At 69.5% G+C, this 24,896-nt stretch carries 30 protein-coding genes, 1 tRNA gene and 1 pseudogene; 19 read left to right on the top strand and 13 right to left on the bottom strand.

The genetic code is table 11. From position 1 onward, the window contains the following. Complete coding sequence (locus RYH79_RS12620; protein ID WP_370899658.1) at nt 1-1,035, bottom strand: histone deacetylase family protein; 1,035 nt, start codon at nt 1,033-1,035, stop codon at nt 1-3. 1 nt (nt 1,036) lies between these two features. Continuing rightward, a complete protein-coding gene (locus RYH79_RS12615) occupies nt 1,037-1,468 on the bottom strand; it encodes a histone (protein WP_370899656.1) in 432 nt (143 codons plus the stop codon). Nucleotides 1,469-1,599: 131 nt separating this feature from the next. Here RYH79_RS12615 and RYH79_RS12610 point away from each other — a divergent pair, with 131 nt between their 5' ends. From RYH79_RS12610 to RYH79_RS12590, 5 genes are all read left to right on the top strand, one after another. Beyond that, nucleotides 1,600-1,869: an eL43 family ribosomal protein gene (locus RYH79_RS12610; RefSeq protein WP_370899654.1), complete on the top strand. Its 270-nt coding sequence runs from the start codon at nt 1,600-1,602 to the stop codon at nt 1,867-1,869. Between the two features lie 55 nt (nt 1,870-1,924). Next, nucleotides 1,925-2,059 carry a DNA-directed RNA polymerase subunit P gene (locus tag RYH79_RS12605; RefSeq protein WP_370899652.1) on the top strand — a complete coding sequence of 45 codons (135 nt, stop codon included), beginning with the start codon at nt 1,925-1,927 and terminating at the stop codon, nt 2,057-2,059. A 67-nt stretch (nt 2,060-2,126) separates the two neighbouring features. Continuing rightward, nucleotides 2,127-2,432 carry a KEOPS complex subunit Pcc1 gene (locus RYH79_RS12600; RefSeq protein ID WP_370899650.1) on the top strand — a complete coding sequence of 102 codons (306 nt, stop codon included), beginning with the start codon at nt 2,127-2,129 and terminating at the stop codon, nt 2,430-2,432. A 44-nt stretch (nt 2,433-2,476) separates the two neighbouring features. Beyond that, nucleotides 2,477-3,964 carry an aldehyde dehydrogenase family protein gene (locus RYH79_RS12595; protein WP_370899648.1) on the top strand — a complete coding sequence of 496 codons (1,488 nt, stop codon included), beginning with the start codon at nt 2,477-2,479 and terminating at the stop codon, nt 3,962-3,964. Between the two features lie 38 nt (nt 3,965-4,002). Beyond that, nucleotides 4,003-4,533, top strand: coding sequence for a phosphate-starvation-inducible PsiE family protein (locus RYH79_RS12590; protein WP_370899646.1), 531 nt, complete (start codon nt 4,003-4,005; stop codon nt 4,531-4,533). Between the two features lie 16 nt (nt 4,534-4,549). Here the strand turns inward: RYH79_RS12590 and RYH79_RS12585 are convergent, their stop codons facing one another. Then, a complete protein-coding gene (locus tag RYH79_RS12585; RefSeq protein WP_370899644.1) occupies nt 4,550-5,965 on the bottom strand; it encodes a dihydrolipoyl dehydrogenase family protein in 1,416 nt (471 codons plus the stop codon). Nucleotides 5,966-6,058: 93 nt separating this feature from the next. Further along, the gene (locus RYH79_RS12580; RefSeq protein ID WP_370899642.1) at nt 6,059-6,736 is read right to left on the bottom strand and encodes a hypothetical protein; all 678 of its coding nucleotides are present in this window, start codon (nt 6,734-6,736) and stop codon (nt 6,059-6,061) included. Between the two features lie 98 nt (nt 6,737-6,834). Between RYH79_RS12580 and RYH79_RS12575 the strand changes: the two genes are divergently transcribed. Then, a complete protein-coding gene (locus RYH79_RS12575) occupies nt 6,835-7,596 on the top strand; it encodes a metallophosphoesterase (protein ID WP_370899640.1) in 762 nt (253 codons plus the stop codon). A 144-nt stretch (nt 7,597-7,740) separates the two neighbouring features. Continuing rightward, nucleotides 7,741-7,890: a hypothetical protein gene (locus RYH79_RS12570; RefSeq protein ID WP_370899638.1), complete on the top strand. Its 150-nt coding sequence runs from the start codon at nt 7,741-7,743 to the stop codon at nt 7,888-7,890. 31 nt (nt 7,891-7,921) lie between these two features. Here the strand turns inward: RYH79_RS12570 and RYH79_RS12565 are convergent, their stop codons facing one another. Both RYH79_RS12565 and RYH79_RS12560 read right to left on the bottom strand, forming a co-directional pair. Next, nucleotides 7,922-9,598 (bottom strand): bifunctional N(6)-L-threonylcarbamoyladenine synthase/serine/threonine protein kinase, encoded by a 1,677-nt coding sequence (locus tag RYH79_RS12565; protein ID WP_370899636.1) that lies wholly within the window; start codon nt 9,596-9,598, stop codon nt 7,922-7,924. Between the two features lie 12 nt (nt 9,599-9,610). Further along, a complete protein-coding gene (locus RYH79_RS12560; protein WP_370899634.1) occupies nt 9,611-9,910 on the bottom strand; it encodes a 30S ribosomal protein S24e in 300 nt (99 codons plus the stop codon). A gap of 152 nt (nt 9,911-10,062) precedes the next feature. Here RYH79_RS12560 and trmY point away from each other — a divergent pair, with 152 nt between their 5' ends. The 3 genes from trmY to RYH79_RS12545 all read left to right on the top strand — a co-directional run bounded on the left by trmY (nt 10,063) and on the right by RYH79_RS12545 (nt 12,242). After that, a complete protein-coding gene (gene trmY / locus RYH79_RS12555; protein WP_370899631.1) occupies nt 10,063-10,653 on the top strand; it encodes a tRNA (pseudouridine(54)-N(1))-methyltransferase TrmY in 591 nt (196 codons plus the stop codon). A gap of 61 nt (nt 10,654-10,714) precedes the next feature. Continuing rightward, nucleotides 10,715-10,787 (top strand) — tRNA-Pro (locus RYH79_RS12550). A gap of 357 nt (nt 10,788-11,144) precedes the next feature. Further along, nucleotides 11,145-12,242, top strand: coding sequence for a hypothetical protein (locus tag RYH79_RS12545; protein ID WP_370899629.1), 1,098 nt, complete (start codon nt 11,145-11,147; stop codon nt 12,240-12,242). A 60-nt stretch (nt 12,243-12,302) separates the two neighbouring features. Here the strand turns inward: RYH79_RS12545 and RYH79_RS12540 are convergent, their stop codons facing one another. Further along, nucleotides 12,303-13,040 carry a response regulator gene (locus RYH79_RS12540; protein WP_370899627.1) on the bottom strand — a complete coding sequence of 246 codons (738 nt, stop codon included), beginning with the start codon at nt 13,038-13,040 and terminating at the stop codon, nt 12,303-12,305. 272 nt (nt 13,041-13,312) lie between these two features. Between RYH79_RS12540 and RYH79_RS12535 the strand changes: the two genes are divergently transcribed. Together RYH79_RS12535 and RYH79_RS12530 are read left to right on the top strand one after the other, a co-directional pair. Next, nucleotides 13,313-13,942 (top strand): P-loop nucleotide/nucleoside kinase family protein, encoded by a 630-nt coding sequence (locus tag RYH79_RS12535; protein ID WP_370899625.1) that lies wholly within the window; start codon nt 13,313-13,315, stop codon nt 13,940-13,942. 7 nt (nt 13,943-13,949) lie between these two features. Further along, entirely contained in the window at nt 13,950-14,546 is a 597-nt protein-coding gene (locus RYH79_RS12530; protein ID WP_370899623.1) for a class I SAM-dependent methyltransferase, read from the top strand. A 57-nt stretch (nt 14,547-14,603) separates the two neighbouring features. Here the strand turns inward: RYH79_RS12530 and RYH79_RS12525 are convergent, their stop codons facing one another. Then, entirely contained in the window at nt 14,604-16,502 is a 1,899-nt protein-coding gene (locus tag RYH79_RS12525) for a sensor histidine kinase (RefSeq protein ID WP_370899621.1), read from the bottom strand. Nucleotides 16,503-16,917: 415 nt separating this feature from the next. On the opposite strand from RYH79_RS12525, the gene hflX reads away from it, so the two are divergent. Genes hflX through RYH79_RS12505 form a run of 4 tightly spaced genes read left to right on the top strand, consistent with a single transcriptional unit; the run spans nt 16,918 to nt 19,515 of the window. Beyond that, on the top strand, nt 16,918-18,306 hold the full coding sequence (hflX, locus tag RYH79_RS12520) for a GTPase HflX (protein ID WP_370899619.1): 1,389 nt from the start codon (nt 16,918-16,920) through the stop codon (nt 18,304-18,306). 5 nt (nt 18,307-18,311) lie between these two features. Beyond that, nucleotides 18,312-18,686 carry a 2Fe-2S iron-sulfur cluster-binding protein gene (locus RYH79_RS12515; RefSeq protein WP_370899617.1) on the top strand — a complete coding sequence of 125 codons (375 nt, stop codon included), beginning with the start codon at nt 18,312-18,314 and terminating at the stop codon, nt 18,684-18,686. Then, nucleotides 18,683-19,045: a hypothetical protein gene (locus RYH79_RS12510; RefSeq protein WP_370899615.1), complete on the top strand. Its 363-nt coding sequence runs from the start codon at nt 18,683-18,685 to the stop codon at nt 19,043-19,045. Before RYH79_RS12515 ends, RYH79_RS12510 begins: the two co-directional genes overlap by 4 nt. Nucleotides 19,046-19,047: 2 nt before the next feature. Then, the gene (locus RYH79_RS12505; RefSeq protein ID WP_370899613.1) at nt 19,048-19,515 is read left to right on the top strand and encodes a hypothetical protein; all 468 of its coding nucleotides are present in this window, start codon (nt 19,048-19,050) and stop codon (nt 19,513-19,515) included. A gap of 27 nt (nt 19,516-19,542) precedes the next feature. Here RYH79_RS12505 and RYH79_RS12500 read toward each other — a convergent pair whose 3' ends face one another. After that, nucleotides 19,543-20,403, bottom strand: a complete 861-nt coding sequence (locus RYH79_RS12500) for a cytochrome c oxidase subunit 3 (RefSeq protein WP_370899611.1) — start codon at nt 20,401-20,403, stop codon at nt 19,543-19,545. Nucleotides 20,404-20,567: 164 nt separating this feature from the next. Here RYH79_RS12500 and RYH79_RS12495 point away from each other — a divergent pair, with 164 nt between their 5' ends. The 3 genes and pseudogenes from RYH79_RS12495 (at nt 20,568) to RYH79_RS12485 (ending at nt 21,355) form a co-directional block, all read left to right on the top strand. After that, on the top strand, nt 20,568-21,044 hold the full coding sequence (locus tag RYH79_RS12495; RefSeq protein ID WP_370899609.1) for a MaoC/PaaZ C-terminal domain-containing protein: 477 nt from the start codon (nt 20,568-20,570) through the stop codon (nt 21,042-21,044). Between the two features lie 46 nt (nt 21,045-21,090). Then, nucleotides 21,091-21,165: pseudogene (locus RYH79_RS12490) on the top strand (hypothetical protein); the annotation flags it as partial. 64 nt (nt 21,166-21,229) lie between these two features. Next, nucleotides 21,230-21,355, top strand: coding sequence for a hypothetical protein (locus tag RYH79_RS12485; RefSeq protein ID WP_370900923.1), 126 nt, complete (start codon nt 21,230-21,232; stop codon nt 21,353-21,355). An 11-nt stretch (nt 21,356-21,366) separates the two neighbouring features. On the opposite strand, the gene RYH79_RS12480 is transcribed toward RYH79_RS12485, so the two are convergent. From RYH79_RS12480 to cofD, 4 genes are read right to left on the bottom strand one after another with little or no spacing between them, the layout of a single operon-like run. Then, a complete protein-coding gene (locus RYH79_RS12480) occupies nt 21,367-22,014 on the bottom strand; it encodes a DUF447 domain-containing protein (protein WP_370899607.1) in 648 nt (215 codons plus the stop codon). Then, entirely contained in the window at nt 22,011-22,889 is an 879-nt protein-coding gene (locus tag RYH79_RS12475; protein WP_370899605.1) for a triphosphoribosyl-dephospho-CoA synthase, read from the bottom strand. Before RYH79_RS12475 ends, RYH79_RS12480 begins: the two co-directional genes overlap by 4 nt. Further along, the gene (locus tag RYH79_RS12470; protein ID WP_370899603.1) at nt 22,886-23,650 is read right to left on the bottom strand and encodes a beta/alpha barrel domain-containing protein; all 765 of its coding nucleotides are present in this window, start codon (nt 23,648-23,650) and stop codon (nt 22,886-22,888) included. The genes RYH79_RS12475 and RYH79_RS12470 overlap by 4 nt, the downstream gene beginning before the upstream one ends. Then, a complete protein-coding gene (cofD, locus tag RYH79_RS12465; protein ID WP_370899601.1) occupies nt 23,647-24,642 on the bottom strand; it encodes a 2-phospho-L-lactate transferase in 996 nt (331 codons plus the stop codon). The genes RYH79_RS12470 and cofD overlap by 4 nt, the downstream gene beginning before the upstream one ends. Nucleotides 24,643-24,896 lie beyond the last annotated feature (254 nt).

Raw genomic sequence — 24,896 nt, 5'->3', positions numbered from 1 at the left:
TCACTCGGGCGGCTCGTCGGCGTCGTCGAGGTCGAGTCGGTCGCGCAGCTCCCGGACGGTGTCGCGCGTCGCCGCCGTCGGTTCCTCGTCACCGGGGGTCACCGGCCGGCCGTCGAACGTCTCGTGGACGACTCCGACGCCGTCCGACAGCGTGTCGAGGTCGTACCCTCCCTCCAAGACGAACGCGAGCCCGGCGTCGTGGCGTCGGGCCAGCGACCGCATCCGGTCGGCCAACACGGCGTACCCCTCCGTCGACAGCCGCATCCGGGAGATGGGGTCGTGACGGTGGGCGTCGAACCCCGCGCTCACGACGACCAGATCCGGCTCGAACGCCGACAGCGCCGGGACGACGGCCTCCTCCACGACGTAGCGGTAGTCCCCGTCGTCGGCGCCGGCCGCGAGCGGCGCGTTGAGTGTGGTGCCGGCGCCGTCGGCCTCGCCGGTCTCCGTCACCGCGCCCGTCCCGGGGTAGATGCCGTCCTCGTGGACGGAGGCGTAGAACACGTCGCCGGCGTCGTAGAACAGATCCTGGGTGCCGTTGCCGTGGTGGACGTCCCAGTCGAACACCGCCGCCCGCTCGGCGTCTGTCGTCGGGTCGTCCAACACTGCCTGGACCGCGACGGCGGCGTTGTTGAAGAAACAGAACCCCATCGCGTCGTCGCCGACCGCGTGGTGCCCCGGCGGCCGGCCGATGGAGAACGGGGTGTCGCGGCCGATCTCGCCGGTCAGTGACTCGCGGACGGCCCACTCTGCGAGCCCGGCCGAGCGGCACGCGGCGGCGAACGTCTCCTCGCTGACGACCGTGTCCGGGTCCCAGTTGCCGCCGCCGCCGTCGGCGAACGCTGCCACCTCGTCGACGTAGTCGGCGTCGTGGACGGCGGTGATCGTCTCCCGGTCGGCGGGCGACGCGGCGACGTACTCCACGCCGTGGCGTCGAGTCAGCCCCTCCCGGATCGCCCGGAGTCGGTCTGCCGTCTCCGGGTGGCGGAGGCCGGTGTCGTGGGCCAGACAGTCGTCGCTGTAGCCGAACCGCATCTCACTCGAACAGCCTGAAGTACGTCTCGATGTCCTCGGCCTGTACCGTCCGGCGGTCGGCGTGGCGTGCGAGGATCACCGCGCCGCGGGCGACGTTGTCGGCGTACCCCTCTAACACGTCCGCAAGCGCGATGCGGGCGTCCATCGACACCCGGTAGCTGTCGTCGATGTCGAGCCGTGCGATCCGGTCGACGGGTGCCACCGGCAGCGTCAGCGTCTCCCGACCGACCACCTGGCCGACGCCGAAGTCGTCGGCCATCAGGGTCTTGCGCCCGTCTTCGGCCGCCACCTCGGCGGCGTCGACCGCCAGCGCCGCTCCGTGTGACTGCACCCGGCGTGCCAGTTCCTCGGCCGCGTCGGCGCTCACCCGGAGGCTCCCGGCGTTGCGCCGAATGACCTCGTCGACCGGCGCGAACGGCAACTCGACGCTCATACTCCTACTGCCGAACCTTGCGTGTATAACGTTTTCCTCGCGTCACGCGCGCTGTCTCCGTCGCTCTCGGCGTCGAACGCCGCGTCCGACTCGCAGTGTTTTTACCGACGAACGGCGAACCCGCGTGTACTATGGCCGAAGACAACGCGCAGTCTACCGGGAGTGCCGGGCGGTTCGGCGCGCGCTACGGGCGAGTCGCCCGCAAGCGCGTCTCCGAGATCGAGGCAGAGATGAACTCGGCGACAGTCGACGGCGACTCCGTCAAGCGCATCGGTACGGGCATCTGGGTCAACGAGGAGACGGGCGAGACGTTCACCGGCGGCGCGTACCGCCCCGAGACCCCGGGCGGACGCGGCGTCGAGCGGTCGATCCGCGCGGCGCTGGAGACGAACGACGAGTGACGATCTCGGCCGACAGTCTCTCGACGGCGCGACCACCACACCCAGACCCAGACAGATGACCTACAAGTGTTCCCGGTGCAAACGCGACGTACAGCTCGACGAGTACGGCGGCGTCCGGTGTCCCTACTGTGGACACCGCGTCCTCCTGAAGGAGCGTGCCGCCGACGTGAAGACGGTCGACGTGGTCTGACGACGGCGTGACCCGCCACGGTTCCACCGACGACGGCGTAACCCACCACGGTTCCACCGACGACGGCGTGACCGACGGTGGCTCGACCCGCGGCGACGGCGCCGCCGACACGGCGTACGCTCACGCCGCGGCACTCACGCTCCCGTGTACCGACGAGCCCGCGGCTCGCCGACTCGCCGCGGCCGTCGCCGTCGAGGCGGGCGCGATCGACGACGACCGCTCGCGGGCCAGCGTCTCGCGGGCGGACGCGACCGTCACCGTCGAACTCCGAGCACGCGATCACACCGCGCTCCGGGCCGGGCTGAACACCTGGGCCCGGCTGCTGGACGTGGCGTCGCAGGTCGGCGCCGCCCGCGACAACTCCGTTTCGTAATCCACTCGTCGGACTTTTGGACCCACCCGGAGTACGCCCGGACGATGTCCGACGAGATAACGGACCGACACGCGGAGACGGCAGCGGAGGTGCTCCCCGAGCAGCGAGGGCTGTACGTCGACGGCGAGTTCGTCGACGCCGCGGACGGCGGCACCTTCGAGACGACCGACCCGACGACCGGCGAGACGCTGGCAGAAGTACCGGCGGGCCGAGCCGAAGACGTCGACGCCGCCGTCGCGGCCGCGAGCGCGGCCGCAGACGGCGAGTGGGGGGCGACCGGCGCGAGCGAGCGCCAGCAGCTGCTCCACGAGATCGCCGACCGGATCGAGGAACGGAAGACGGAGTTCCTGAAGCTGGAGGCGTTGGACAACGGCAAACCCACCCGAGAGGCGTACGGCGACGTGAGCGCCGTGATCGACCACTTCCGGTACTTCGCGGCCGCCACCCGACTGAACGAAGGGACGACGCTGCCGGCCGACGACGGCCCGCGACACGTCTCGACCGTCCACGAGCCGTACGGCGTCGTCGGTGCCGTCGTCCCGTGGAACTTCCCGTTGCTGATCACCTCCTGGAAAGTGGCGCCCGCGCTCGCGGCCGGGAACGCGGTCGTGTTGAAGCCGGCCGAACAGACGCCGCTGACGGCGCTCAAGCTCGCCAACGTCGTCGACGACGTGTTGCCGGACGGCGCCCTGAACGTCGTCACCGGGTTCGGCGAGGCCGCCGGCGCCCCGCTGACCGCCCACGACGACGTGGCGAAGGTGTCGTTCACCGGCTCGACTGCCGTCGGCCGCGAGGTGATGAAGACCGCTGCCGACCGGATCGCCGACGTGACTCTGGAGCTCGGCGGCAAGGGACCGTTGGTCGTCCACGAGGACGCCGACCTGGACGCCGCCGTCCGCGCGGCCGTCCTCGCCATCTTCTACAACACCGGGGAGACGTGTACCGCCGGCTCGCGGTTGTTCGTCCACGACGCCGTCGCCGAGGAGTTCCTGGATCGACTCGTGGAGACGGCCGAGGGGCTCGCCATCGGCGACCCGTTGGCGCGTGACACCCGGATGGGGCCGAAGGTGTCGACCGCCCAGGCCGAGCGCACCCTCGACTACGTCGAACAGGCCCGCGCGGCCGGCGGCAACGTGCTCGTCGGCGGCGGGCGCCCGGACGACACCCCCTCCGACGCCTTCGTGGAGCCGACCGTGATCGAGGGGCTGTCTCACGACAGCGCGCCGGTACAAGAGGAGATCTTCGGTCCCGTGTTGACCGTCTTCCGGTGGGACGACTACGACGAGATGATCGACCTCGCGAACGACGTCGACTACGGGCTCGCGGCCGGCGTCATGACCGAGAGTGCGTCACAGGCGTACACGACGGCCGGGGACCTCGAAGTCGGCACCGTCTGGGTGAACCAGTACCAGGACTTCCCGGCTGGGATGCCGTTCGGCGGCTACGGGCAGTCTGGAATCGGCCGCGAGACCGCCTTCGAGACCGTCCGGGAGTTCACCCGGACGAAGAGTATCGACGTGTCGATACGGTAGTCGCCAGGCCGAAGTACCCTCGGCGTCTCCGGTCGAACATGGCAGACGAGGCGGAGTCGACGCAGCGACCCCCGGACCCGGAACACCCGGAGAGTGACGCCGACAGGTTCCCGGATCTCGACAGGATTGTGGACGCTAGCGACTTCCTGATGCACGCCGTCGAGACCGCGGGCGCCGTCGTGTTCGCGCTCCTGTTCGGGATCGGGTTGTTCGACCTGGTCGTGCTGATCGCCGAGTCCGTCCAGACGGGAGAGATCAGTGACCCGACCGTTGTCGTCACGTTCGTCGACCGTGGACTACTCCTGTTCATCATCGCCGAGGTGTACCAGACCGTCGTCGCGTACGTCCGGGGCCAGTCACCGCGGCGTATCCTCCGGCTCGTCATCTTCACCGGGCTGATCGCCATCATCCGGAAGGTGATCGTCTTTCGAACGGAGGTGTACGGCTCGAAGCTGGAGGCGCTCACTGTCGCCGGGACGTACGCACTGTTGCTCGTCGGGCTCGGGACCGTGATGTTGATCGACCAGCGCGAGGCGTTGCTGAAGACCGACGGCGAGGAGACGGGGTAGCCGGCTACGCCCCGACCTACAGCTCCTTGCTCGCCGCGCGGAACAACCCGTCCATGATCTCCGGCGTCGTCGGGTGGTACGCCCGGTCGGGCACCGTGCGAACGTCCGCGCCACGTTCGACCAACAACTGGGCCGTCTTCGCCATCACGTCGGCGTGGTAGTGGAGGCCGTGGTAGCCGAGCACCGTCCCGTCGGCACGGTCGACGATCAGGCGTGCGAGTCCACGCGGCGCGTCTTTCGTCTCGAACACGCCGTCGTCCTCGGCTCGGCGTTGGACGACCACCGTCTCGTGGCCCGCCTCGCGGGCGGTCTGTGCGGTGTGGCCCACCCGGACGTACGGGTACGTCGCCGCCGCCGCGAACATCACGTAGTGTGGTGTCGGGTCGTACTCGGTGAGCGACTCGCCGGCGTCGTCCGCGACGATGTTCTCTGCGGCGACGTGCCCCTGTTCCTTCGCGACGTGGAGCACCGGGTCACGTCCGTTGGCGTCGCCGACGACGTACGTCCGTCCGCTGTCGTCGGCCGTCGCACGCATCGTCGCGTCCACCCACCCCGGTTCCGGTTCGACCGCCGTCGCGTCCAACCCCAGCCCGTCGACGTTCGGCCGTCGGCCGGTGAAACAGAACAGGGCGTCGGCCTCGACGGTGCCGTACGCCCCGTCGTGATCCGTGTGGAGCCGGACTCCTCCGTCGGCCCCTTCGACCCGTCGTTCGTGCGTCTCGGTGACGATATCGACGTCGAACGCCTCGCGGTAGATCGACAGCAGTTCGTCGCCGAACCCGGGCGGTGCGTCGTCCAACGGCCGCGTGTCGTGTTCGATAACAGTCACGTCGACGCCCGCCTCCGCGAGGTACGGCACCATCTCGATCCCGACGTAGCCGAACCCCATCACCACACCCGAGTCGGGGAGCGTCGTCGCGTCGAGCACGTCCGCGCTGGTCCAGTAGGGAACGTCGTCGATCCCCGGCAGATCCGGGACGTTCACCGTGGAGCCGGTGGCGACGACGACGTAGTCCGGCTCGATCCGGTCGCCGCTCTCGACGAGTTCGAGCTCTCGTGGCCCGCGGAACCGAGCCGTGTCGTGTCGGAAGACGACTCCCTCCCTCTCGGCGAGTCGGTCGGTCGCGGCACGACGGTGTGCCGCGAAGTCGGCCGTGTGCTCGTTCTTCCGGTCGACGACTCGTTCCAGGTCTATCTCCGGCGGCTCCCCGTCGAGACGGTCGTCGTGACGCGTCTGGAACCGGTGTTGTGCCGCCGACAACACCTCTTTGGAGGGCATACACCCACGGAGGATACACAGCCCACCGCCGGGGTTGCCGTCGTCGACCATCGTCAGCCGGTCGACCACCTCCCCCGGACCGGTGTGGTCGGCGAGTCGTTCCGCGACTGCGACACCGGCGCTCCCGTACGCGCCGATCACTGCGACGTGCATACTGTACGGTGGTGTGCCGGGGGTAATAGTTGCCCGTGGCTGTGCGCGACGACGGGCAGTAGTCGGCCGTGGGCCGGTGAGGGGCGACCCCGGTCAGCCGACCGTCAGCGACAGTTCCCAGGTGACTGGTCGTCGGTCGCCGGCGCGCTTCCCAACACAGTGGCCCGTCACGACCGCGGTCTCGGTCGTCTCCCCGCGCCACCGGAGGGCGAACTCGTCGTCGTCCGTGCCGGTCTGCTCCCGTAACACGCCGGCACCCGTCTCGCCGGCGTCCGTCACGCCGTAGACGGTGAGGTCGGTCTCCCCGCCGAGTCGGACGTGACTGACGAGTTCCGAGAGCCGTGTCGCCTCCGCGGTCGTCCGGGCCGCCGTCCACAGCCAGTAGAGATCGTAGCTGAACTCCTCCCGGTCCGCGCCGATCGGTGCCTCGTAGACCCCGAGCGAGAAGTCCGCGACGGCGACGCGCTCGCCGTCTCGTGTGGCCACGAGCCGGTCGGTCGCGGCTCCCCGTCGACGCCCGGCGGCGACCCCCGGCTGATCGAGCACACTGGCGTCGGGCGTCCGTCGCGCGAGTGTGTCTTCGCCGTACGCCGTCGGCGTCTCCCGTGGCGTCGCCGTCAACTCGTCGACCTCGACGGTGCGTGTCTCCGTCACGGGACCGTCGTCGCCGAGACAGCCGACGACCGGGAGGCTCGCCGCGACGGCGGCCGTCTGGAGGGCCCGCCGTCTGGTCGTAGCGGTGTGTTCTGTCGCGTCGCGCTCGCCGGGCATCGGTCCGTCGTCGCGCGCCGCCCGGGATAAGTCCACTCGCCGTGTCTCGGTTCGAGCGAACCCGAACAGCCAAGCCGCTGCCGCCCGCAGTGACGTGCGTGCGAGACGCCGTCTTCCGCGACCGCGCCGTCTACTTCGCCCGGGGAGACACGCTCGTGCTCGCGGACCTCCACGTCGGCCGCGGGGAGGCCGCAGACGTGGAGTTCCCGTTGGGGGAGGCCACGGACCTCCGGGAGCGACTGTCGGGGCTGCTCGCGGCGTTCGACCCGGAGACGGTCGTCGTCGCCGGCGACGTGCTCCACCAGTTCTCGCGGACCTCCGACGCGGTCGCCCGCTCGCTGTCCGACCTCCGGGAGGCGTGTCTGGACGCCGGTGCCCGGCCGGTGCTCGTCGCCGGTAACCACGACGCGATGTTGTCGTCCGTCTGGGACGGCCCGACGCCGGACAGCCACGAGATCGAACTGTCCGACGAGTCGCCCGACGGCCCCGCCGACGACTTCCTCCCGGAGACCGTCCCGGGGCCCGTCGTCGTCCGCCACGGCCACGAGACGCCGCCGGCAGCCGAGGCCGACCGCGCGGGGCTGTACGTCGTCGGCCACGACCACCCGACGGTGGAGATCCAGGGCAAGCGCCGCCCGTGTTACCTGTTCGTCCCGGACGCGATCCAGGGGACGCCGGCGCTGATGCTGCCGGCGTTCAACCGCATCCCCGCCGGCGTCGTCGTCAACGGCATGAGCGGGGCCGACTTCCAGTCCCCGTTCGTGACGGCCGCGAACCCGGTCCACCCGGTCGTCTGGGACTCCGAGGCGGACGAACGGCTGTCGTTCCCACGACTGGGTGAACTGCGGCAGTTGTTGTGAGCCGTGGCCCGTCGCGAGACGACCGGCGAGTGACTTTATACCTCCGAGAGGTCGACCTGGCCGCGTGACGAACGATCGGCGACGACGACCGGGGAAGCGTCACCCAGGTGGCAGACGAAACTCCTGTTCTGTCTCTACGCCCTGATGACGGCCGTCGGTGTCCACTCGCTGTTGTTCGTCGAGCCGGTGACGGTCACGCTCGTCGGGACACCGGTTCCAGCGACGGCGTTCTACACGGCAGTCGCGTTCGTCGGGCTGGCGTACTTCGGGCTGAAACTGCTCGTCGAGTCGTGAGCCGCGGCGACGGAGTCGTTCGCCTCGGGAGCTACTGGTACCGACCGCGCCCCTCCACGTCGCGGAGGCGTTCGAGCACGGACTGCTCGCCGGCGGTCTCGCGGGTCGTCGTCGTCCGGTCGGCGACCGTGGCGTACTGCTCCTCGACGGCGTCGACGAGCGGCGCCGACTCCCGGACCGTCCCGGACAACGACTGCTCGAACACGTGGAGATCGACTGCCAGGTCCTCGACGTGGTCGGCGTAGTAGCCCAGCCCGAAGTCGATCAGGAACGTCTCCGGGGTCTCCCCGGGCCCGGGGTCGGTGACGCCGTCGTCGGCCACCCGGACGTTGCGGGTCGTCGGGTCCCCGTGGACGATGCCGGCGGCGTGGAGGCGGGCGAGGTGGCCCCCGACGGCCGCGACGAGTCGCGTCGGGTCGTCGGCCGCCGCGACCGCGTCCGCGAGGTCGCGGTCGCCGACGCGGGACAGCTCCAGCGTCGCCGTCTCCAGGTCCACGTCGCGGACGAGCGGCGTCGGCACCCCCTGCCGGCGGGCCGCAGACAGGAGTCGCGCCTCCGACACCGTCCGGTCGCCCCGGAGTCGTTCGTCCAACGCCGAGTGTCGGTACGCCCGTGGGACGCGCCGCTTGCGGACCGTCTCCCCCACCTCGACGGTCGCCTCCGCGCCCTGGACGGCCGTCTCCCCGGGGTCGCCGACGCGCGTGACGGTCTCCGTCGGCTCCCGCCAGGTGACGGGCACCTGGTTCGGCCGGAAGTCCGGGTCGACGGCGGAGTCTGCGACGGGGACCGTGTCACCTGCGGCGGCCATCCGCGCGCCCAACACCGCGATCATGCTCGCGTTGTCTCGGAGGTACCGCGGCGCCGGCGCGAAGAAGTCGGCGTCGCGTTGCGCACACATCGACCCCAGCATCGCCCGGAGCCGTTCGTTCTGGCCGACCCCGCCCCCGAGCACGAGTTCGTCCGCGCCGGTCAAGGAGAGTGCTCGCTCGCTCACCTCCGTGAGCATCCCGAACACCGTCTCCTGGAGCCCGGCACACACGTCGGCGACGGGGACGCCGTCGTCGACGGCCTGCTTCGCGGCGGAGGTGATCCCCGCGAACGAGAAGTCCATCCCCTTGACGACGTACGGGAGCTCGTGGTAGTCGCCGTCGGCGGCGCGTCGTTCGACCTTCGGCCCGCCGGGGTGACTCCAGTCCAAGTGTCTAGTGAACTTGTCGATGGCGTTGCCGACGCCGGTGTCCAGCGTCTCCCCGAGCACGCGGTACCGGTCCCCCTGGAACCCCAGGAGGTGAGCGTTGGCACCCGAGGCGTTCAGACACACCGGGGCGTCGAAGCCGGAGCGGTGGCGGCCGATCTCCAGGTGCGCGACCATGTGGTTGACGCCGACCAACGGGACGGACAGCCGGCCGGCCAACGCCCGCGCGGCGGTCGCGACGATCCGGAGACACGGACCCAGCCCCGGGCCGCGGGAGAAGGCGACTGCGTCTACCGGGGGGTCGCCGTCGGCGGTGTCGCGGGCGTGTGTCAGCGCCTGCGAGACGACGGAGGGGATTGCCGACCCCATGTGTTCTGCGGCCTCGCGGGGGTGAATCCCACCGCTGTCGGGTTCGTAGCGGTCGTGAAACTCCGTCGGCTCCGCGTCCGTCGCCGCGTCGTACACGGCCGCACTGGCCATCCAGGCCGTTCCTTCGATCCCGAGAACGCGCATCCGCGGCGGCAGTTACGCCTCTTCTGCGTCCGCGTCGCCGATGCTGTTGCGCTCCAGCATGTGCTCCTGTTCGACGTCCGTCGCGTCGGCGGCGGAGTCGTACACCTTCGCGTGGCCGACCGTCTTCCGCATGCCGAACTTCGTGTCCAGCTCGCGGACGACGACCTCCTCTGCAGCCTTGTCCAGCGTCGCCGCCAGCGAGTCGCGGACCTGAAGTCGTTCGGGGGTGGCGTCGTCGTGGACGACCTCGAACTTCACGTCCGTCCGGTGCAACATCGGGTTCTCATCCTCGTGGACGATAGCGATCTCCATGGTTCAGTTGTCGAAACTCCGGCGGATACCCGGAAAAGGATTTCGAAGCACGCGACGACTCCGGGTCGACACCGGGTGCTCGCGGACCCCTGGCCCGCCCCAGCGCCGGCGGAACCGTCGACTACTTGCCCGTCGCCCGCGACTCACCGAGCGTGCGACAGTTCCTGCTCCGTGCTCACGACGCCCCGGCGGAGCCGACGTTCTCGCTGAACGACCTCCCGGGCGACGGCGGCCGGATGGACCTCCTCTGCCGGGCGGTCGGCGCCGGCCTGTTCACCTCACACGGGATCCGCGACGCTCGGGTCCACCTCGTCGTCGGCGACGTGACGGTGGAGTTCGACGGCGAGACGGCCCGCAACCTCAACCCGGACGCCCGGTCGACGGCCGCCCGAGTGCGTGACGCGCTCGACAGCCGCGCGGACGCCATCGGCCACCAGCCTGCCGAAGTCAGCCCCGGGGTGAAGCTGTACCGGACGGGCTTGGCCGACACGCTGGACCGGCTCGACGGCCACCTCGTCCAGCTCCACGAGGACGGCAGCCCGCTCCCGGAGGCGTCGCCGCCGGCAGACCCGATCTTCGTGTTGTCGGACCACCGCGACTTCACGGACGAGGAGGCGACGCTGTTGGCCGAGCGGGCCGACGACCGCCTCCGTGTCGGTCCGCGGGCGATCCACGCCGACCACACCGTCGCCGTCGTCCACAACTGGCTCGACACGGACGGCTACACGGCGTACGGGGAGTGAGCGCCCCGCCGTCCACGACTTTCGGAAGGATTAAGAATCGCCCCGGGCAAGTCGTGATTGCGGGCCGGTGGGGTAGCTTGGTATCCTTCGGCCTTCGGGTGGCCGTAACCACGATTCAAATTCGTGCCGGCCCACTTCTCCCGCAGCGCAACGACGAGGAGCGGAGCGAACAGCCGCGACCGAACGCAGTGAGGTCGCGGCCGTGAGCGGAGCGACGAGTCCGCGCTGCGGGTGTGTGGCGTATTGAGAATTTGAATCAGGGAGCGAACGAAGTGAGCGACCGAGATTCAAATTCGTGCCGGCCCACTTCTCCCGCAGTGCAACGGCGAGCCTATGCTGTGTGTAAGTTAATTGGTATGTTACGCGAAGGTCGTTGCCTAGCATTATTGAAATACTGAAGTCACCTAGATTATCAGTAAAAATTGATACTTATAGACTATTCTAACTAATAATAAAAAGGGTTTAATATGCTGAATGACCACAGGCGAACTATGGACAGACAACAGTTTACAAGAGAATTTCCTGAAATTGAGTCGGCTTTTGGTTCAGACTTCTGGTCAGATGCACCAGACACGCACCCCATCAACCACAACATTTCAAGAGAAAGTTCAGAATTTTTTGACTACCTATCTAGTCTAGTAGAAAACTCTCCGGCAAAAAAGATTGTATCTCAATACAAAAATAATCTACAAAGAGAAAGCAAGTTTAACTCTTTCTTGAGCGAGATGGTGGGATTCATCGCTACGGAACGGTGGCTGTGCTCTGATCCGAACGTTCTCGATGTGGAGGGAACTAGTGGCTTGCCTGAGTTTGAGTGTTCCGAGTTCGATGTTGAAGTCTCTCGTGAACTTGAATCGACTGAGGTGGATAGGGTCCGGGCGCATCTACAAGAACAAATTGGTGATAATTGCTTCGCAATAGTTGAAAAGAGAGATAGCTACGACGATTACGCGGGCGGAAACCCTGAATGGGAGAAAAACGAGGACCAGGTACAGGACCTACTCAGCAAACTGGGTGATGTCGCGCACAGCGAACTCCCACTCAAAATCGAAACAGAAGCGCTTCGATTGGAGATTAAACAGGCCGATACTGACGATGTCGGGTATATCGGTGTGACGGAGCCGTCGGCAATCACGCCAGATAGAGACGGGAAGATACGGCGGACCATATGTCAAAAATCAAACAAGCAGAGGGAGACACGCTCAGTTGTGGTTTTTATTGACCTTGATCTCCGCACAGTTGATACAGTTGACGAGGTTATTTGTGAAACGATCGGTGAACCATACTCGTTCGCCTATCCTAGTGATGTCAAAATATCTCCAGAAATTAAAGACACAGATTCGACCTGGGACGATTATCTGAAAGAAATTGGTGCAAAAACGGGCCACAGAGAGGCCATTCCACCTGGAGATGAGGGAGTTTTTGCAAATGAAGAAGTATCTAGCATCGCTGGTGTGATGGTGCGGTTCTACCACCATGACGTTGCGTATATTCCAAATGTCTACACTGACGAAATCGATGCAAAATCTATATTCGACCGTCTCGATTGGGGAACAGACACAAAGTCGCTAGGACCGAGTGAAATATAAAGGACAACGGTTCTGATGGTTCACACAGATGAAACCCAGAACTGTTGTTAAGTGCCTTCCCTACGCCCGTTTCCCGGTCTCGAACTCCCGAACGGTCACGACGAGTTCTCCGTCGGGCGTCTCGGAGACGCTCGCGGACCGCTCGTCGGAGTCGACACCGTCGTCGCACCACTCCTCGTTGTCCGGGGTGAACGGGAGCACGTCGCCGACGACGGTGTCGGCGTCCGCGGGCGCCACCCGTTCCCACCGTTCGCCCAGCAGCTCCTCCCGATCGTAGTCGAACAGGTCGAGGTAGACGCGGTTGGCGTACTTCACGCAGCCGTCGGCACCGACGACACAGACCCCCTCGCGGACGGCGTTCATCGCGTGTTCGAGCCGGTCGACCGTCGCCTCGGCGCGGGCCTCGGAGACGGCCCGCCGGATGCGGTTGGCGAGCTTGACGTAGTGTGCGCGGCCGGCACCCTTGCGGACGTGGGCGGAGACGCCCTGGGCGAGCGCCTCGGCGACGAGCTCCTCGTCCGTGTGGCTCGTGTAGAGGACGAACGGGAGCCGGGGGCGACGCTCGCGGACTCCCGCGAGGAACTCCAGCCCGTTTGCGCCGGGCATGGCGTAGTCGCTGAGCAGGCAGTCCACGGACAACCCCTCGTCCAGGTGCGTCAGTGCCGTCGCCGCGTCGGACGGGGTCTCCACGACGACGACCCCCTCGGTGCGGCGTTCGAGACTGTCGGCGACGAGCTCGCTGAACGCCTCGTCGTCGTCGACGTGGAGGACACGAATCGAGTCGTCTCCAGCGGTCACATCGTAAAGAAAGAATCTGACAGTAATAAAAACTGTGGTCGGGGGGACCACCGACGGAGCCGGCGACCGGTGGCGGTGTCCGGAACGCTATCGGTGGTGTCGTCGACGACGGGGTTCGACGACGGCGAGGTCCGACAGCGGCAGCAGTGACGACGGGGTCCGACAGTGGCGGCAGTGACGACGGCGGCGTCGGACCACACGGTTGAAATATCGAGGGGTGTACGTCAGGACTGTCCGATGAGACGACGCCAGAGGGGCCGGGGGTGGGGAACGTGACCGACCAGACGGCGGGCGAGAGCGGCCCCGAGAGGGACGCTGGGGGTGTCGGCGAGTCTGCCGGGACGGCAGCGTTGGGGGGGTCGCCGGCGGTGGTCGTGGTCTGCGGGCCGCCCGGTGTCGGGAAGACCACGGTCGCGGGTGCGGCGGCGACGCGGCTGGACGCGACCGTCCTGCGGACGGACGTGGTCCGGAAGGAGCTGTTCCCGGAGCCGACGTACGCCGACTCGGAGACGGAGGCCGTCTACGCCGAACTGTTGGAACGGAGCCGCGACCACGCCGCGGCCGGCCGCTCCGTCGTGTTGGACGGCACCTTCCGTACCCGGAGTCGACGGGGGGAGGCCGTCGCGGCGGCCCGAGAGTGTGGCGCGGACGCCCGGCTCCTGCGAGTCGAGTGTGCGGAGTCGGTGGTGCGCGAACGGATCGCCGCCCGCGAGGGTGACGCGAGCGACGCGGACTTCGAGATCCACCGCCGGATTCGGCGGCAGTTCGAGTCCGTCGACCGGCCACACGACCGGATCGACAACTCCGGAACGACCGACGAGACGGAGCGTCAGGTGGCGGCGGCGTTGGCCTCTCGCCCGTCGCCGCCCCGGCCGGACGACTCAAGCCCCCCGAGCACCTGAGACGGTCGTGGACCACCGAGACGTGCGCGCGGCGTGGGACGACGTGGCGGCGGCGTACGCCGACGCCCGCGACCCGGACGGCTCCGACGCCGCACTGATCGACGATCTGCTCGCCGAACTCCCGCCGGACCCGCTCGTCGTCGACGCCGGCTGTGGCGACGGCGCCCGGACGCTGGCGAACCTCCCCCCGGACGCCGTCGGCGTCGACTTCTCGCGTGCCGGACTCGATCTGGCCGCCGAGACGGTCGACTCGCGACTCCTCCAGGGTGACATGCTGTCGCTCCCGGTCCGGACGGACGCCGCGGACGCCGTCACCGCCTACCACGCCGTCTTCCACGTCGACCGGGAGCGCCACGCGGACGTGTACACGGAGTTCGCCCGCGTGCTCCGGCCGGGTGGACTGTTGTTGGCGACGCTGCCGGGCGGTCGCTACGAGACCGTCCGCCGGGGGTGGATGGGCGGCCGGATGTACTTCTCGACGCCCGGCCGGGAGGAGACACTGTCGCGGCTCCGCGAGGCGGGGTTCGACGAGATCAGGACGGAGACGGCGACGGACCCGCTGGGCTCCAGCACGGAGTTCGTGTTCGCCCGACGGGCGCCCTGACGATCCCCCGTCGTCCGGCGCTGCCGGTGGCCGCGGCGGCACCGCTCCCGACGACCGTCAGCCGTCGAACGGCTCGACGACCGGCGCGAGCACCTCGAACCGGGCGCCGTCGTCGACGTCTGCGACGCGCACGGTCCAGTCGTGTGCGTCGGCAATCTCCTCGACGATCCCGAGCCCGAAGCCGGTGCCGTCGTCGTCCGTCGAGAACCCGCGGTCGAACACGTCGTCGCGGTGGTCCGTCGGAACTCCCGGCCCGTCGTCTTCGACGTAGAAGCCGTCGTCGTCGTCGAGCCGTCCGACGGTGACGGTCGGCGTGGGCCCGGCGTGGTCGGTGGCGTTGCCCAGGAGCTTCTCGAACAGTTGGACGATCCGGCTCTCGTCGCCCCGGACGGTCGGCGGGTCGCGGAGCCGGAGGGTCGCGTCCGGGTCGTCCGAACCGCCGACGCCCGCCCAGGCGCGTTCTGCGGCGTCCCCTACCGCCACCGGCTCCGCGTCGACCACCCGTTCGCCGTGGCGGGCCAACGACAACACGTCGTCGATCAACTCGTCCATCCGGTCCAAGGCGCCGGCCGCGTCGGCGAGGTGGTCCGCGTCGCCCGTCTCCGTCGCCATCTCGACGCGGGCGGCGGCGACGTTCAACGGGTTCCGGAGGTCGTGACTGAGGACGCTGGCGAACTCGTCGAGCCGTTCGTTCTTGCGTTCGACCCGTTCGCGGCTCCGGCGGCGACCGAGCTCGTAGCTCACCCACTGTGTCAGCAGTTCGACGAGCGTCACCTCCGTGTCGGAGAAGGCCTCCTCGCGGGGGGTCTCGTCGGCGAAACACAGCGTGCCGTACAGCTCTCCGTCGACGATCACCTTGCCGCCGACGTACGACCCCAGCCCGAACACGTCGTGTGGCGGTGTCCCGGCCCACCCCTGGGACTCGGCGTCGCGCACGGTGAGCAGTCCGTCGGACTCGACGGTCCGGCGACAGTACGCCTCCGACAGCGGACACGTCTCGCCCGGCTGGATCGGGTCGTAGTCGCCGACCGTCTCCACGAACGTCTGGGTGTCGGACTCGATTCGGGTGAGGAAGCCGATTTCGACGTCTAGCCGCTCGCTGGCGGCCGAGAGCAGCTCCTGGAGCTTCTCCTCGAACGACAGTTCCGGGTCGCCCGCGACCTCGTACACCCGGCGCAGCGTCGCCTCGTTGTCGCGGAGCCGCGACTCCAGCCGGCGTTTTGCCGTGTGGTCGTCCACGACGAGGACGATCCGGTCGACGTTGCCGTCGCTGTCGTGCAGCGGAGCGGCGCTGACCGACAGCCACCGGCGCTCCCCGTCCGGCCGTGTGAAGCCGTGTTCGAACTCCTCGACCGGCTCGCCCGTCTCCAGTACGCGCTCGACGGGGTACTCCGACAACGGCTCGCCCGCCCCGTCGAACGCCTCCCACCGGGAGTCGTCGAACGCGACCGTTCCGAGGTCGAACGGCGACAGTCCCAGGAGCTCCGTCGCTCGCTCGTTGGCTCGCCGGAACACGCCGTCGGCGTCGAGGACGACGACCCCAGTCGGCGTCGTCTCGAACACCCGTTCTCGGAGTTCGTTCTCGCGGCGGAGGTTCTCCTCCAGTCGTCGGCGCTGTGTCACGTCCTGGAAGTAGATCGACAGCCCGTCGTCGTCCGGGTAGACGGTCGCACGGAACCACCCGTCCAGGTGATCGTAGTACGCCTCCACGGTCTGTTGTTCGCCGGTGTCGAGCGCGCGGTGGTACGCCTCGCCGAACGGGCTGTCCTCCAACCCGGGGTAGGCGTCCCACAGCGACGTCCCGCGCTCGGGCATGTTGTCCCGCCCCAGGAGTTCGCTCACCCGTTCGTTGACGAACGTCACTCGCCACTCCCGGTCGACGGCGACGAACCCGTCGGCCATCCGGTCGAGCGCGACCTCTGCGGCCGCCGCCGTCCCCCCGTCGGACTCACTCACGGCCGACCACGGGCGACTGCCCGACTGGAGCGAGTGGCCCCGTCACCGTTCGTCGGCTGTCGTCCGAGGCGGCGTGTGCGCTACCGGACCGAGCGTCTACCGGTGGGGGCGCTGTGTGTGTCACGCGCGAATCAAATCCTCTCCGTACCTCTTCTCGGCGGCCCGATATTAACCTTCGCGTCGTGTCGACCTCGTCCCGACAGGATGGCACCACTGTTATGTTCGCCGACCGCGTAGAACCACCGAATCAGCCGTGACGACACAACGCGAGGTGCGGGACGCCCGCCCCTGATCGACCGGCCGGCACGACGCCGGCCGCGAGCCACGGCAGTTTCTCCCATGTTCGACCAGTCACGACGCCGTTCCGTCGAGTCGCACCGTCAGTCAGCAGACGCGGTCGTCCGGAGGTGACAGCGTGAGGGCAGTCGTCGCCAAGCGGTACGAACACGATGACGCGGACCTCTCGGAGATCGCCGGGCTCGCAGAGGCGGCGGGCTACGAGATCGCCGCCACACGAACCCAGAAACGGACGGAAGACGCCGCCTTCCACTTCGGCGAGGGGAAAGTCGAGGAGCTCGCGGCCGTCTGTGCCCGCGAGGACGCCGACACCCTGATCGTCGACAACGAAGTGGGCCCCTACCAGAAGTACAACGTCGGCAAGACGGTGCCGGAGGGGGTCGAGGTGGTCGACCGCTTCACCCTCATCCTGGAGATCTTCGGCCAGCGTGCCCAGACCCGGAAGGCACAGCTCCAGGTGGAGTTGGCGGAGCTGCGGTACGAACTCCCCCGAGCGGAGGCGAAGACCAGCCTCGCGAAGCGCGACGAACGACCGGGGTTCATGGGGCTCGGGGAGTACGACGAGTCCCGCGAACGCGACATCAAGGCCCAGATCTCCCGAATTCGGGACGAACTCGACCAGATCGCCGAACAGGAGGAGACGCGCCGCGAGCGTCGCCGAGAGTCGGGCTTCGACTTGGTGGCGCTGGCAGGCTACACGAACGCCGGCAAGTCCACGTTGTTGCGCCGACTCGCAGACGCGTTGGACATCGACGAGAACGCCGACCGACACCCGGACTTAGACGACACCGCCGAGTCGGAGGATCGACTGTTCACCACGCTCGGGACGACCACTCGGCGAGCGGACACGGGCAAACGCGAGGTGCTCGTGACGGACACCGTCGGGTTCATCTCCGATCTGCCCCACTGGCTCGTCGACTCCTTCCACTCGACGCTGGCGTCCGTCTACCACGCGGACCTGGTGTTGCTCGTCGTCGACGCCAGCGAGCCGGTGGCGGAGATGCGCGAGAAGCTCGTCACCTCCCACGACACGCTGTACGAGCGCAACGAGGCGCCCATCGTCACCGTGTTCAACAAGACCGACCAGGTGGACGACGACGAACTCCGCCACAAACGAGACGCGCTGTCGTCGCTGGCGCCCACTCCCGTGGCCGTCTCCGGGCTGACGGGCGACAACGTCGGTCGCCTCCGCGCCCGGATCGAAGACGAGCTCCCAGACTGGACGGACGAACGGCTCCTCCTCCCCGTCTCCGACGACGCGATGAGTCTGGTGTCGTGGGTCCACGACAACGGCCACGTCACGGAGGAGTCGTACGACGGCGACCAGGTGGAGCTCGTCTTCGAGGCACCGCCGTCGATCGTCCAACAGGCCCGCTCCCGTGCGGCCGACCTGGAGGGGACGGCCGCGGTCGGCGGTGCCGTCGTCGACCACCGGGGTGACGACCACTCCCACAGCGAGGACACCGGCGACGAGTCGACACCGCCCAGCCCCCCCCGCCGGAGGTGACCGGCGTGCCGACCGTCAGCTTCCGCGGCCGGGAGATCGGCTGTGAGCGTGGCGACCGGCTCCGGACGGTGTTGCGCGAGGCGGGGCTGTCCCCGCACAGCGACGGCGCCGACCGGCTGAACTGCCGCGGGTTCGGCTCCTGTGGCACCTGTGCCGTCGCGGTGAGCGGCGCCGTCTCCGAGCCGACCCGCCGGGAACGACTCCGCCTGTCCGTCCCGCCTCACGACGGGGACGGCGAGCTCCGACTCGCCTGCCAGACCCGAGTGCTCGGCGACGTGACCGTCCAGAAGTTCCCCGGGTTCTGGGGTCAACACACGGACGAGCCGCCGCTGTCCGGCGACGAGCCGCCGCAGGGCGACGACGGAGCCGCGGAGCCGTGACCGACGCCCGCCGGCCGGCGGTCGCGTCCGGCGTCGCCTCCGCGGTCGGCACCCCGACGCTGTTCGACGGGACACTGATCGCGGGCGGCGCCCCGACAGTGCCGCTGGCCTGGCTGCCGTGGACGACCGCGGCCGACCGGCTCGGCCGAGTCCGTGCCGCCGGCTTCGCGGTCACCGGGGTCGCGCTGGCCGCCGTCGGGGTCGCTCACGCCGCCGACTGGCTCGCGTGGAGTCGGGGGCTGCTCTCGCCGGGGCTCGCCGGTCCGGAGTTCGTCGGCGCCGTCGCGCTCGCGGCGTGGGTGACGCTGCCGTCGCCCGTCGCGCCGCCGGCCCGTCGCCGAACACCGTCGGGGTCGTAGCCGTGGCTGGGGACGACTCGGGACGAGGTGACGACCACGACGGCCTCTCGCGCCGCCGGGACGCCGGGCTCGCGGCCGTCACAGCAGTCGGCGTCCTCGCGGCGACGACCGTCGCCGTCGGCGACGCCACCGAGGCCGACCCGGGGGTCGTCGTCGCGTTCCTGGCGCGACCGGTCCCGCTCGCGGCCGGCGTCGCCGGCGCCGTCCTGTTGGAGCTCGGGTTCGCGCTGGCGCCGCGGCACGGGCGAGCGCTCTGGCGCCGGCGGAGCGTCCGCCTCGCCGGCACCGCGACCGTCGCCGTCGGGCTGCCGGCCGTCGCGCTCGCCCGGCCGGCCGTCGCGGGGTCGGTGCTCGCGGCGCTGTCGGGCGGGCTGGTCGGCTACGCGGCGCTGCTGGCCGGCGTCGCGACCGGCGTGTTGCCGTCGCCGGAGACGTGGTTCGGACGCGACCGGGAACCCGAGACCGAGTGAGAAGGGAGACGAGTCGTCGGCGGACGCCTACGCGCCCACGGCGGCGCCGACGTACAGCACGACCACGAGCAGGATCCAGATCGCGTCCACGAAGTGCCAGTACATCGAGACGGTGGTGACGGAGACGTGCCGCTCGGCGGAGTACTGTCCCCGGAGTGCGCGGACGAACACGATCCCGATCAGGACGGCACCGAGCGAGACATGGAGCCCGTGGAGCCCCGTCAAGCCGTAGAACGCCGAGCCGAACACACCGTCGGTCAGGGTGAACCCCTCGTTGACGAGGAACTCGTAGTACTCCAGCACCTGACCGCCCAGGAACACCACGCCCAGGAGGAACGTGACGGCGAGCCAGGCAGTGAACTGGCGGAACTTGTCCTTCCGGATGGCCGTGTGAGCGGCGTGGAGAGTGAACGACGAGACGATCAGCAGTCCCGTGTTGACGAGCACGAGCGAGGACAACAGGTGTGGGAGGTTCCCCGGGGGCCACGCGACGGGGTTCGACCTGATGAAGAAGAAGTAGGTGAACCCGGCCGAGAACGTCGCCACCTCGGAGCCGAGGAAGGCGATCATCCCCCAGCGGAGCTTGTTCGCGCCGTGTTCGCTCGCGCCACGCTCCCAGAAGTTGCTGACGAACGCGTGGTAGAGCCAGCCGTACAGCCCGACGAGGAACGTGCCCACCGAGCCGACGACGACCGCCGGCCCCGCGACGGACGGAACCCCGCCCACGTCGGCACGCCCCATCAGGAACAACGCCGCGCCGACGTAGAGCCCGGCTGCACCAAGCGCCGTCACGAACGGCCACCAGGACGCCTCGCCGAACCCACGCGGCCAGTCCTCGACCGCCGGGAGGTGGTGGTCGTCCCCGTGGTCGTCTGTCTCCGTAGCCATAGCCGCGGGTTACTCCCGGGGGGTCAAAAATCCATCCACCTCGCCCTCGTCTGCCCCGCTCTCCCCCGTTCTTCTCCCGTCCGCCCGGCTCTCGTCTGTTCTGTCGTCGCAGTCACCGTCGCCGACACGAAGCTTCAGGGGCCAGCACGCCCTCGCGGACAGCCGTGCGACACTACGAGAACGTGACCGTCGGTCACACGGAGACGTTCGGCAGCTACGAAGTGAGCCGCGAGGAGATGTTGACGTTCGCCGAGCAGTACGACCCACAGTGGTTCCACACGGACCCGGAGCGCGCCAGCGCGGAGTCGCCGTACGGCGGCGTGATCGCCTCCGGCTGGCAGACGGCGAGTCTGACGATGCGGCTGCTCGTGGACAACGTGCTGTCCGAGGCGGCGACAGTCGGCGCGAAGGGCGTCGACCGACTCCGGTGGCCCGCGCCGGTGCGACCGGGCGACACCCTGGCGTGTCGCTACGAGGTGTTGGAGAAGGAGCCGGAACACCCAGGCCGCGGGCTCGTCCGAGCGGAGACGGAGACGTACCGCGTCGGCGACGGCGAGGCCGCGGACGGGGACGACGACGGCGAACTCGTGTTCCGGATGGAGGGGTTGGTGATGTACCGACGGCGGGAGGGTAGGGAGTGAAAACCGACAGAGCTGGAGTAGCGTCGGCGTTAACACGGACGTATACGTGACCGCCGCAGAGAGACACATTCGCGTAAGTGGTGAAGTGAAGCAGGAACTCGACCGGCGTCGTGAGGAGGGGGAGTCGTACAACGACGTGCTCGAACGAGTGTTGTCAGACGACCGTGACCTCACAGGGGCCGCAGTTGACCGCCGTCGCCGCTGTCGTCGCCGCCGTCGCGAGAGAAGTCGGTGGAACCGTCGTCTCCGCCGATACTGATATGACCCACGGCGCAGTCCGCGAGGTCGTCGACGTGGACGAGTACCGATAGCGCCCGGCGACTCACAGCTCCCGCCAGTCCGTCGCCTCGTCGACCACGTCGAACGCCGCCCGGGCGCGCTCGCCGCCGGCGGTCGCCACCACGTCGTCGAAGTAGGCGAGTCGGTCCACGAGCGTCTCGGTGTCGTACGTCGGCACGTCCAGCCGCGAGGCGGCGACGGTCGCCTCCACGACGGCGGCGGTCGCGCGGTCCAGCGACCGGACCCCCTCTTGCAGCACGCGGGTCTCCTGGGGGGAGAGTCGCCAGTCTACCCACTGCGTGCCGCCGCGCTCGCCGCCGTCGACGCGCTCGACAGCGACGCGCACCCAGGCGTCGGCGGCGTCGATCACGGGCTCGGACTCCTCGCGCACCGTCAGCGCCGCCTCCGCGAACGCGACCGGGTCGACGGTGAACTGGATCACGCCCTCGCCGCGCTCCCGGAAGTTGCGCCACGTCCGAGTGCGTCCCCAGGTGCGAGCCCACGCCGCCGGATACCCCCCACCGTCCCCGGCACCACTCGGGGCGTGAACCCCCAGCGCGGCGACGTTCCACAGCTCGTTCGGGCCGAGTGTCGTCACGACGGTCTCCGTCACGCCCGTCAGGTCGACGGGCCACTCCGTCGTCGCGTCGTTCTCGCCCTCGCCCGCGCCGGTGACGGTGTCGTCGCTCACGGCGACACCCCCCGCGACAGTGCGACGTACAGCCCCGCGGCGGTGAGGTCGGCGGTCGTCCCGGGGTTGATCCCGCGGTCGACGAGGTCGTCGGCCCACTCGCGGGCGGCGGCGAGGTCGTCGATCTCGGCGGCACGCGTCCGAACCTCCTCCGCGACTGCAGTGCCGTGTTGCGTCTCGACGAGCGTGTCCGGCGCCTCGGCCAGGAGGTCGAGGAACGCCCGCGCGGCGCGGTCGGTGACGGGGCCGTCGTCCTCTTCGATCCGGGCGGCCGCCCGGAACGTCCGCGGGAACCCCTCCGCCCACTCCCGGGCGTTCGCGTCGTGGTCGGCGGAGTCGCGCATCAGATCCCACAGAGTCACCTCGCGCTCGCGCAGCGTCGGGACGGCCGCGGCCCCGCGGCGTACGTCCAACGGCTCCATCCCCGCCGGCGGGTCCGTGACCGCCACGTCCACGAGTTCGAACGCGCGGTAGAAGCCGGCGGCGTCGTCGACGGTGGTCGCCCGGCAGACCGCTCGGACGGTCTCGCGGGTCGGCACCTCGCCGTCGGCGCGGACGGTCGCCGCGACCAACGGGACGAGCAGGAGGAGACAGCCGAACTGCGTGTTCCCGCCGTCCTGTCGGCTCATGCCGGCGACGGCCGTCTCGAACGCCTCGCCGAACGCGACGCCGTCGGCGGCTCGCTCCAACCCCGGCCGCGCGCCGACGGCACCCGCGAGGAACTGCTCGAAGTGGAGGCCGGAGAAGTCGCGCTCCCGGTCGACGTTGCCGGGCTTCGGCGTGCCGGCGACCTCCAACAGGAGCGCGAGCTCCGCGTTCGCCGCCGGCCCACGCTCCGTCTCGGGTCCGCGGCCGACGGACGGCTCGTCGCTCACGACCGGACCTCCGGCGGGCTGGTCGCCGTCTCGTCGGCCCACTCCCGGACGGCGGCGTGGACGCGCCGGCGCACCCGCGGGTCGTCGCTCGGCCGGCCGAGGCTGACGGCGTCGGCACCACACGCGAGGTACTCTCGGACGGTGCGGCGGTCGCGGACACCGTTGTTGGCGATCACGGTCGCGGACGGCGCCGCGTCGGCGACGAGCGCGACCACGCCCTCGGAGTCCATCGCGTCGACGTGCAGCAGGTCCGCGCCGGCGTCGGCCAGCCGCCGTGCCGTCGCCGGCAGGTCGACGCCGTCTACCTCCGCCCGCAGCTTCACACTCGTCGTCACCCCCGTCTCGGCGGCGGCGGCGACGAAGTCGGCCAACCGCGGCGTGTCCGCCAACAGCCGCTCCCCGCAGCCGACCGCGCACATCTCCGCCTGTCGGCAGTGGGCGTTCACCTCTAAGACGGCCTCGTGGCGGGCACAGATCCGTGCGGCCCGTCGAACGGGCTCTGACCCCGTCGCGCGGACGTTCACTCCCGGTCGGATCGGTGCGTCCGACAGCGCGGCCAGTTGCTCGTCGATCCAGTCGAACGGGTCGGGCGGGAGAAACTCCTGGCGGTCGCGCGCCCGGAGCTTCCGGACCGCGGTCCGCGTCCGCTCGTCGACGGCGAGCCCACCCAGGAACGCCAGGTCCGCCTCGTCGGCGCCCGCCCGGGCCCAGTCGGCGTCGGCGGCGCCCGACAGCGACGCCAGCGCCAGTCCGGGCGTCACCGGACCACCTCCAACGCCTCTCGGCAGGCGCTCAACACCCGCTCGGCGTCGCCGTCGTCGTCCAGGGTCGTGTCCGTCCGGACGACCGGGCGGTCGAGAGCGGTGCCGTCCGCCTCGTCGAGCACGAAGGCGTCCGCGAACGAGTAGGCGTCGGCGACCCCGGCGGTCGACGGCTCGTAGCCCACCCCCTCCATCAGGTTCGCAGCCGGCCCGGAGAACACCCGGTCCTCGACGAACGGAGAGACGGCGACGACGGTCGTCTCCGACAGCGCCGCCTCGACGTCCGGGACGGCCAGCATCGGGCCGAGACTCGTCACCGGGTTCGACGGGCCGACGATCACCGGCTCCGCGAGCGCCTCCCGGGCCGGCTCCGTGAGCGTCGCCGTCGACGCCCCCCGGAACTCCACGTCCGTCACCGTCGGTTCGCCCCGCCGGGCCACCCAGAACTCCTGGAAGTGCATCCGACCGGCCGCCTCGGTGTGGATCAGGCTGGCGACCGGGTCGTCCGTCACCGGCAACAGGTCGAGCTGGAGGTCGAACGCCTCCGCGAGCCGTCGGGTGGCGGCCGTCAGCGACTCCCCTTCGTCCAGCAGCGAGGTGCGGAGGAGGTGGACGGCACGGTCGCGGTCGCCGATCTCCATGAACTCCCCGACGCCGGAGAAACGCCGCCAGTCGGCGATCTCTCGGCCGGCCGTCTGCCGGTCGTCCGGGAGGTACCGTGGCCCGGTCGACAGCCCGGCGGCCTCGCTCAGCCGCCGGAGCTCCGCGTGTGTCGCCGTCGTGTCGTCGTCGATCCCCCACCAGGTCTCGCGGTCCAGCTCCCCGCCGCGGGCGAACAACACGGTGTCGAGGTCCGGACAGACGACGAGCCCGCCCAGCTCCACGTCGTCGCCGACGTTGCCGACGACCGTCGTCGCCGCCGGGTCGTAGTGTGCCGACAGCCCCGCGAGCAGCTTCGGCGTCCCGGTGCCACCGGCCAGAAACGTCACCATACACCGACATCCGGCCCCGGAGGCTTGTATCCTCTCCGGCCTCACCCCGCAACGCCAAACCTCCAGTGAGATATAGAAGAATTTTTGTTGTGATAGCGCGCAGTGTAGTTCGTGTCGGTGGTCACCGACACAGAGCGGCGGCGGCCGGCACGACAGGGGCCGGCCGACGGCGGGACAGCCCGGCGGACGGGGGGAAACTGGGCCGACCGCCGCGGCGCGTCGTCGGGGGGTGACGCGTCGTGGCCGTCCCGTCG

Source organism: Halobaculum sp. MBLA0143 (assembly GCF_041361465.1).
Lineage (GTDB): Archaea > Halobacteriota > Halobacteria > Halobacteriales > Haloferacaceae > JAHENP01.
This window is presented reverse-complemented; position numbering and strand designations above follow the sequence as displayed.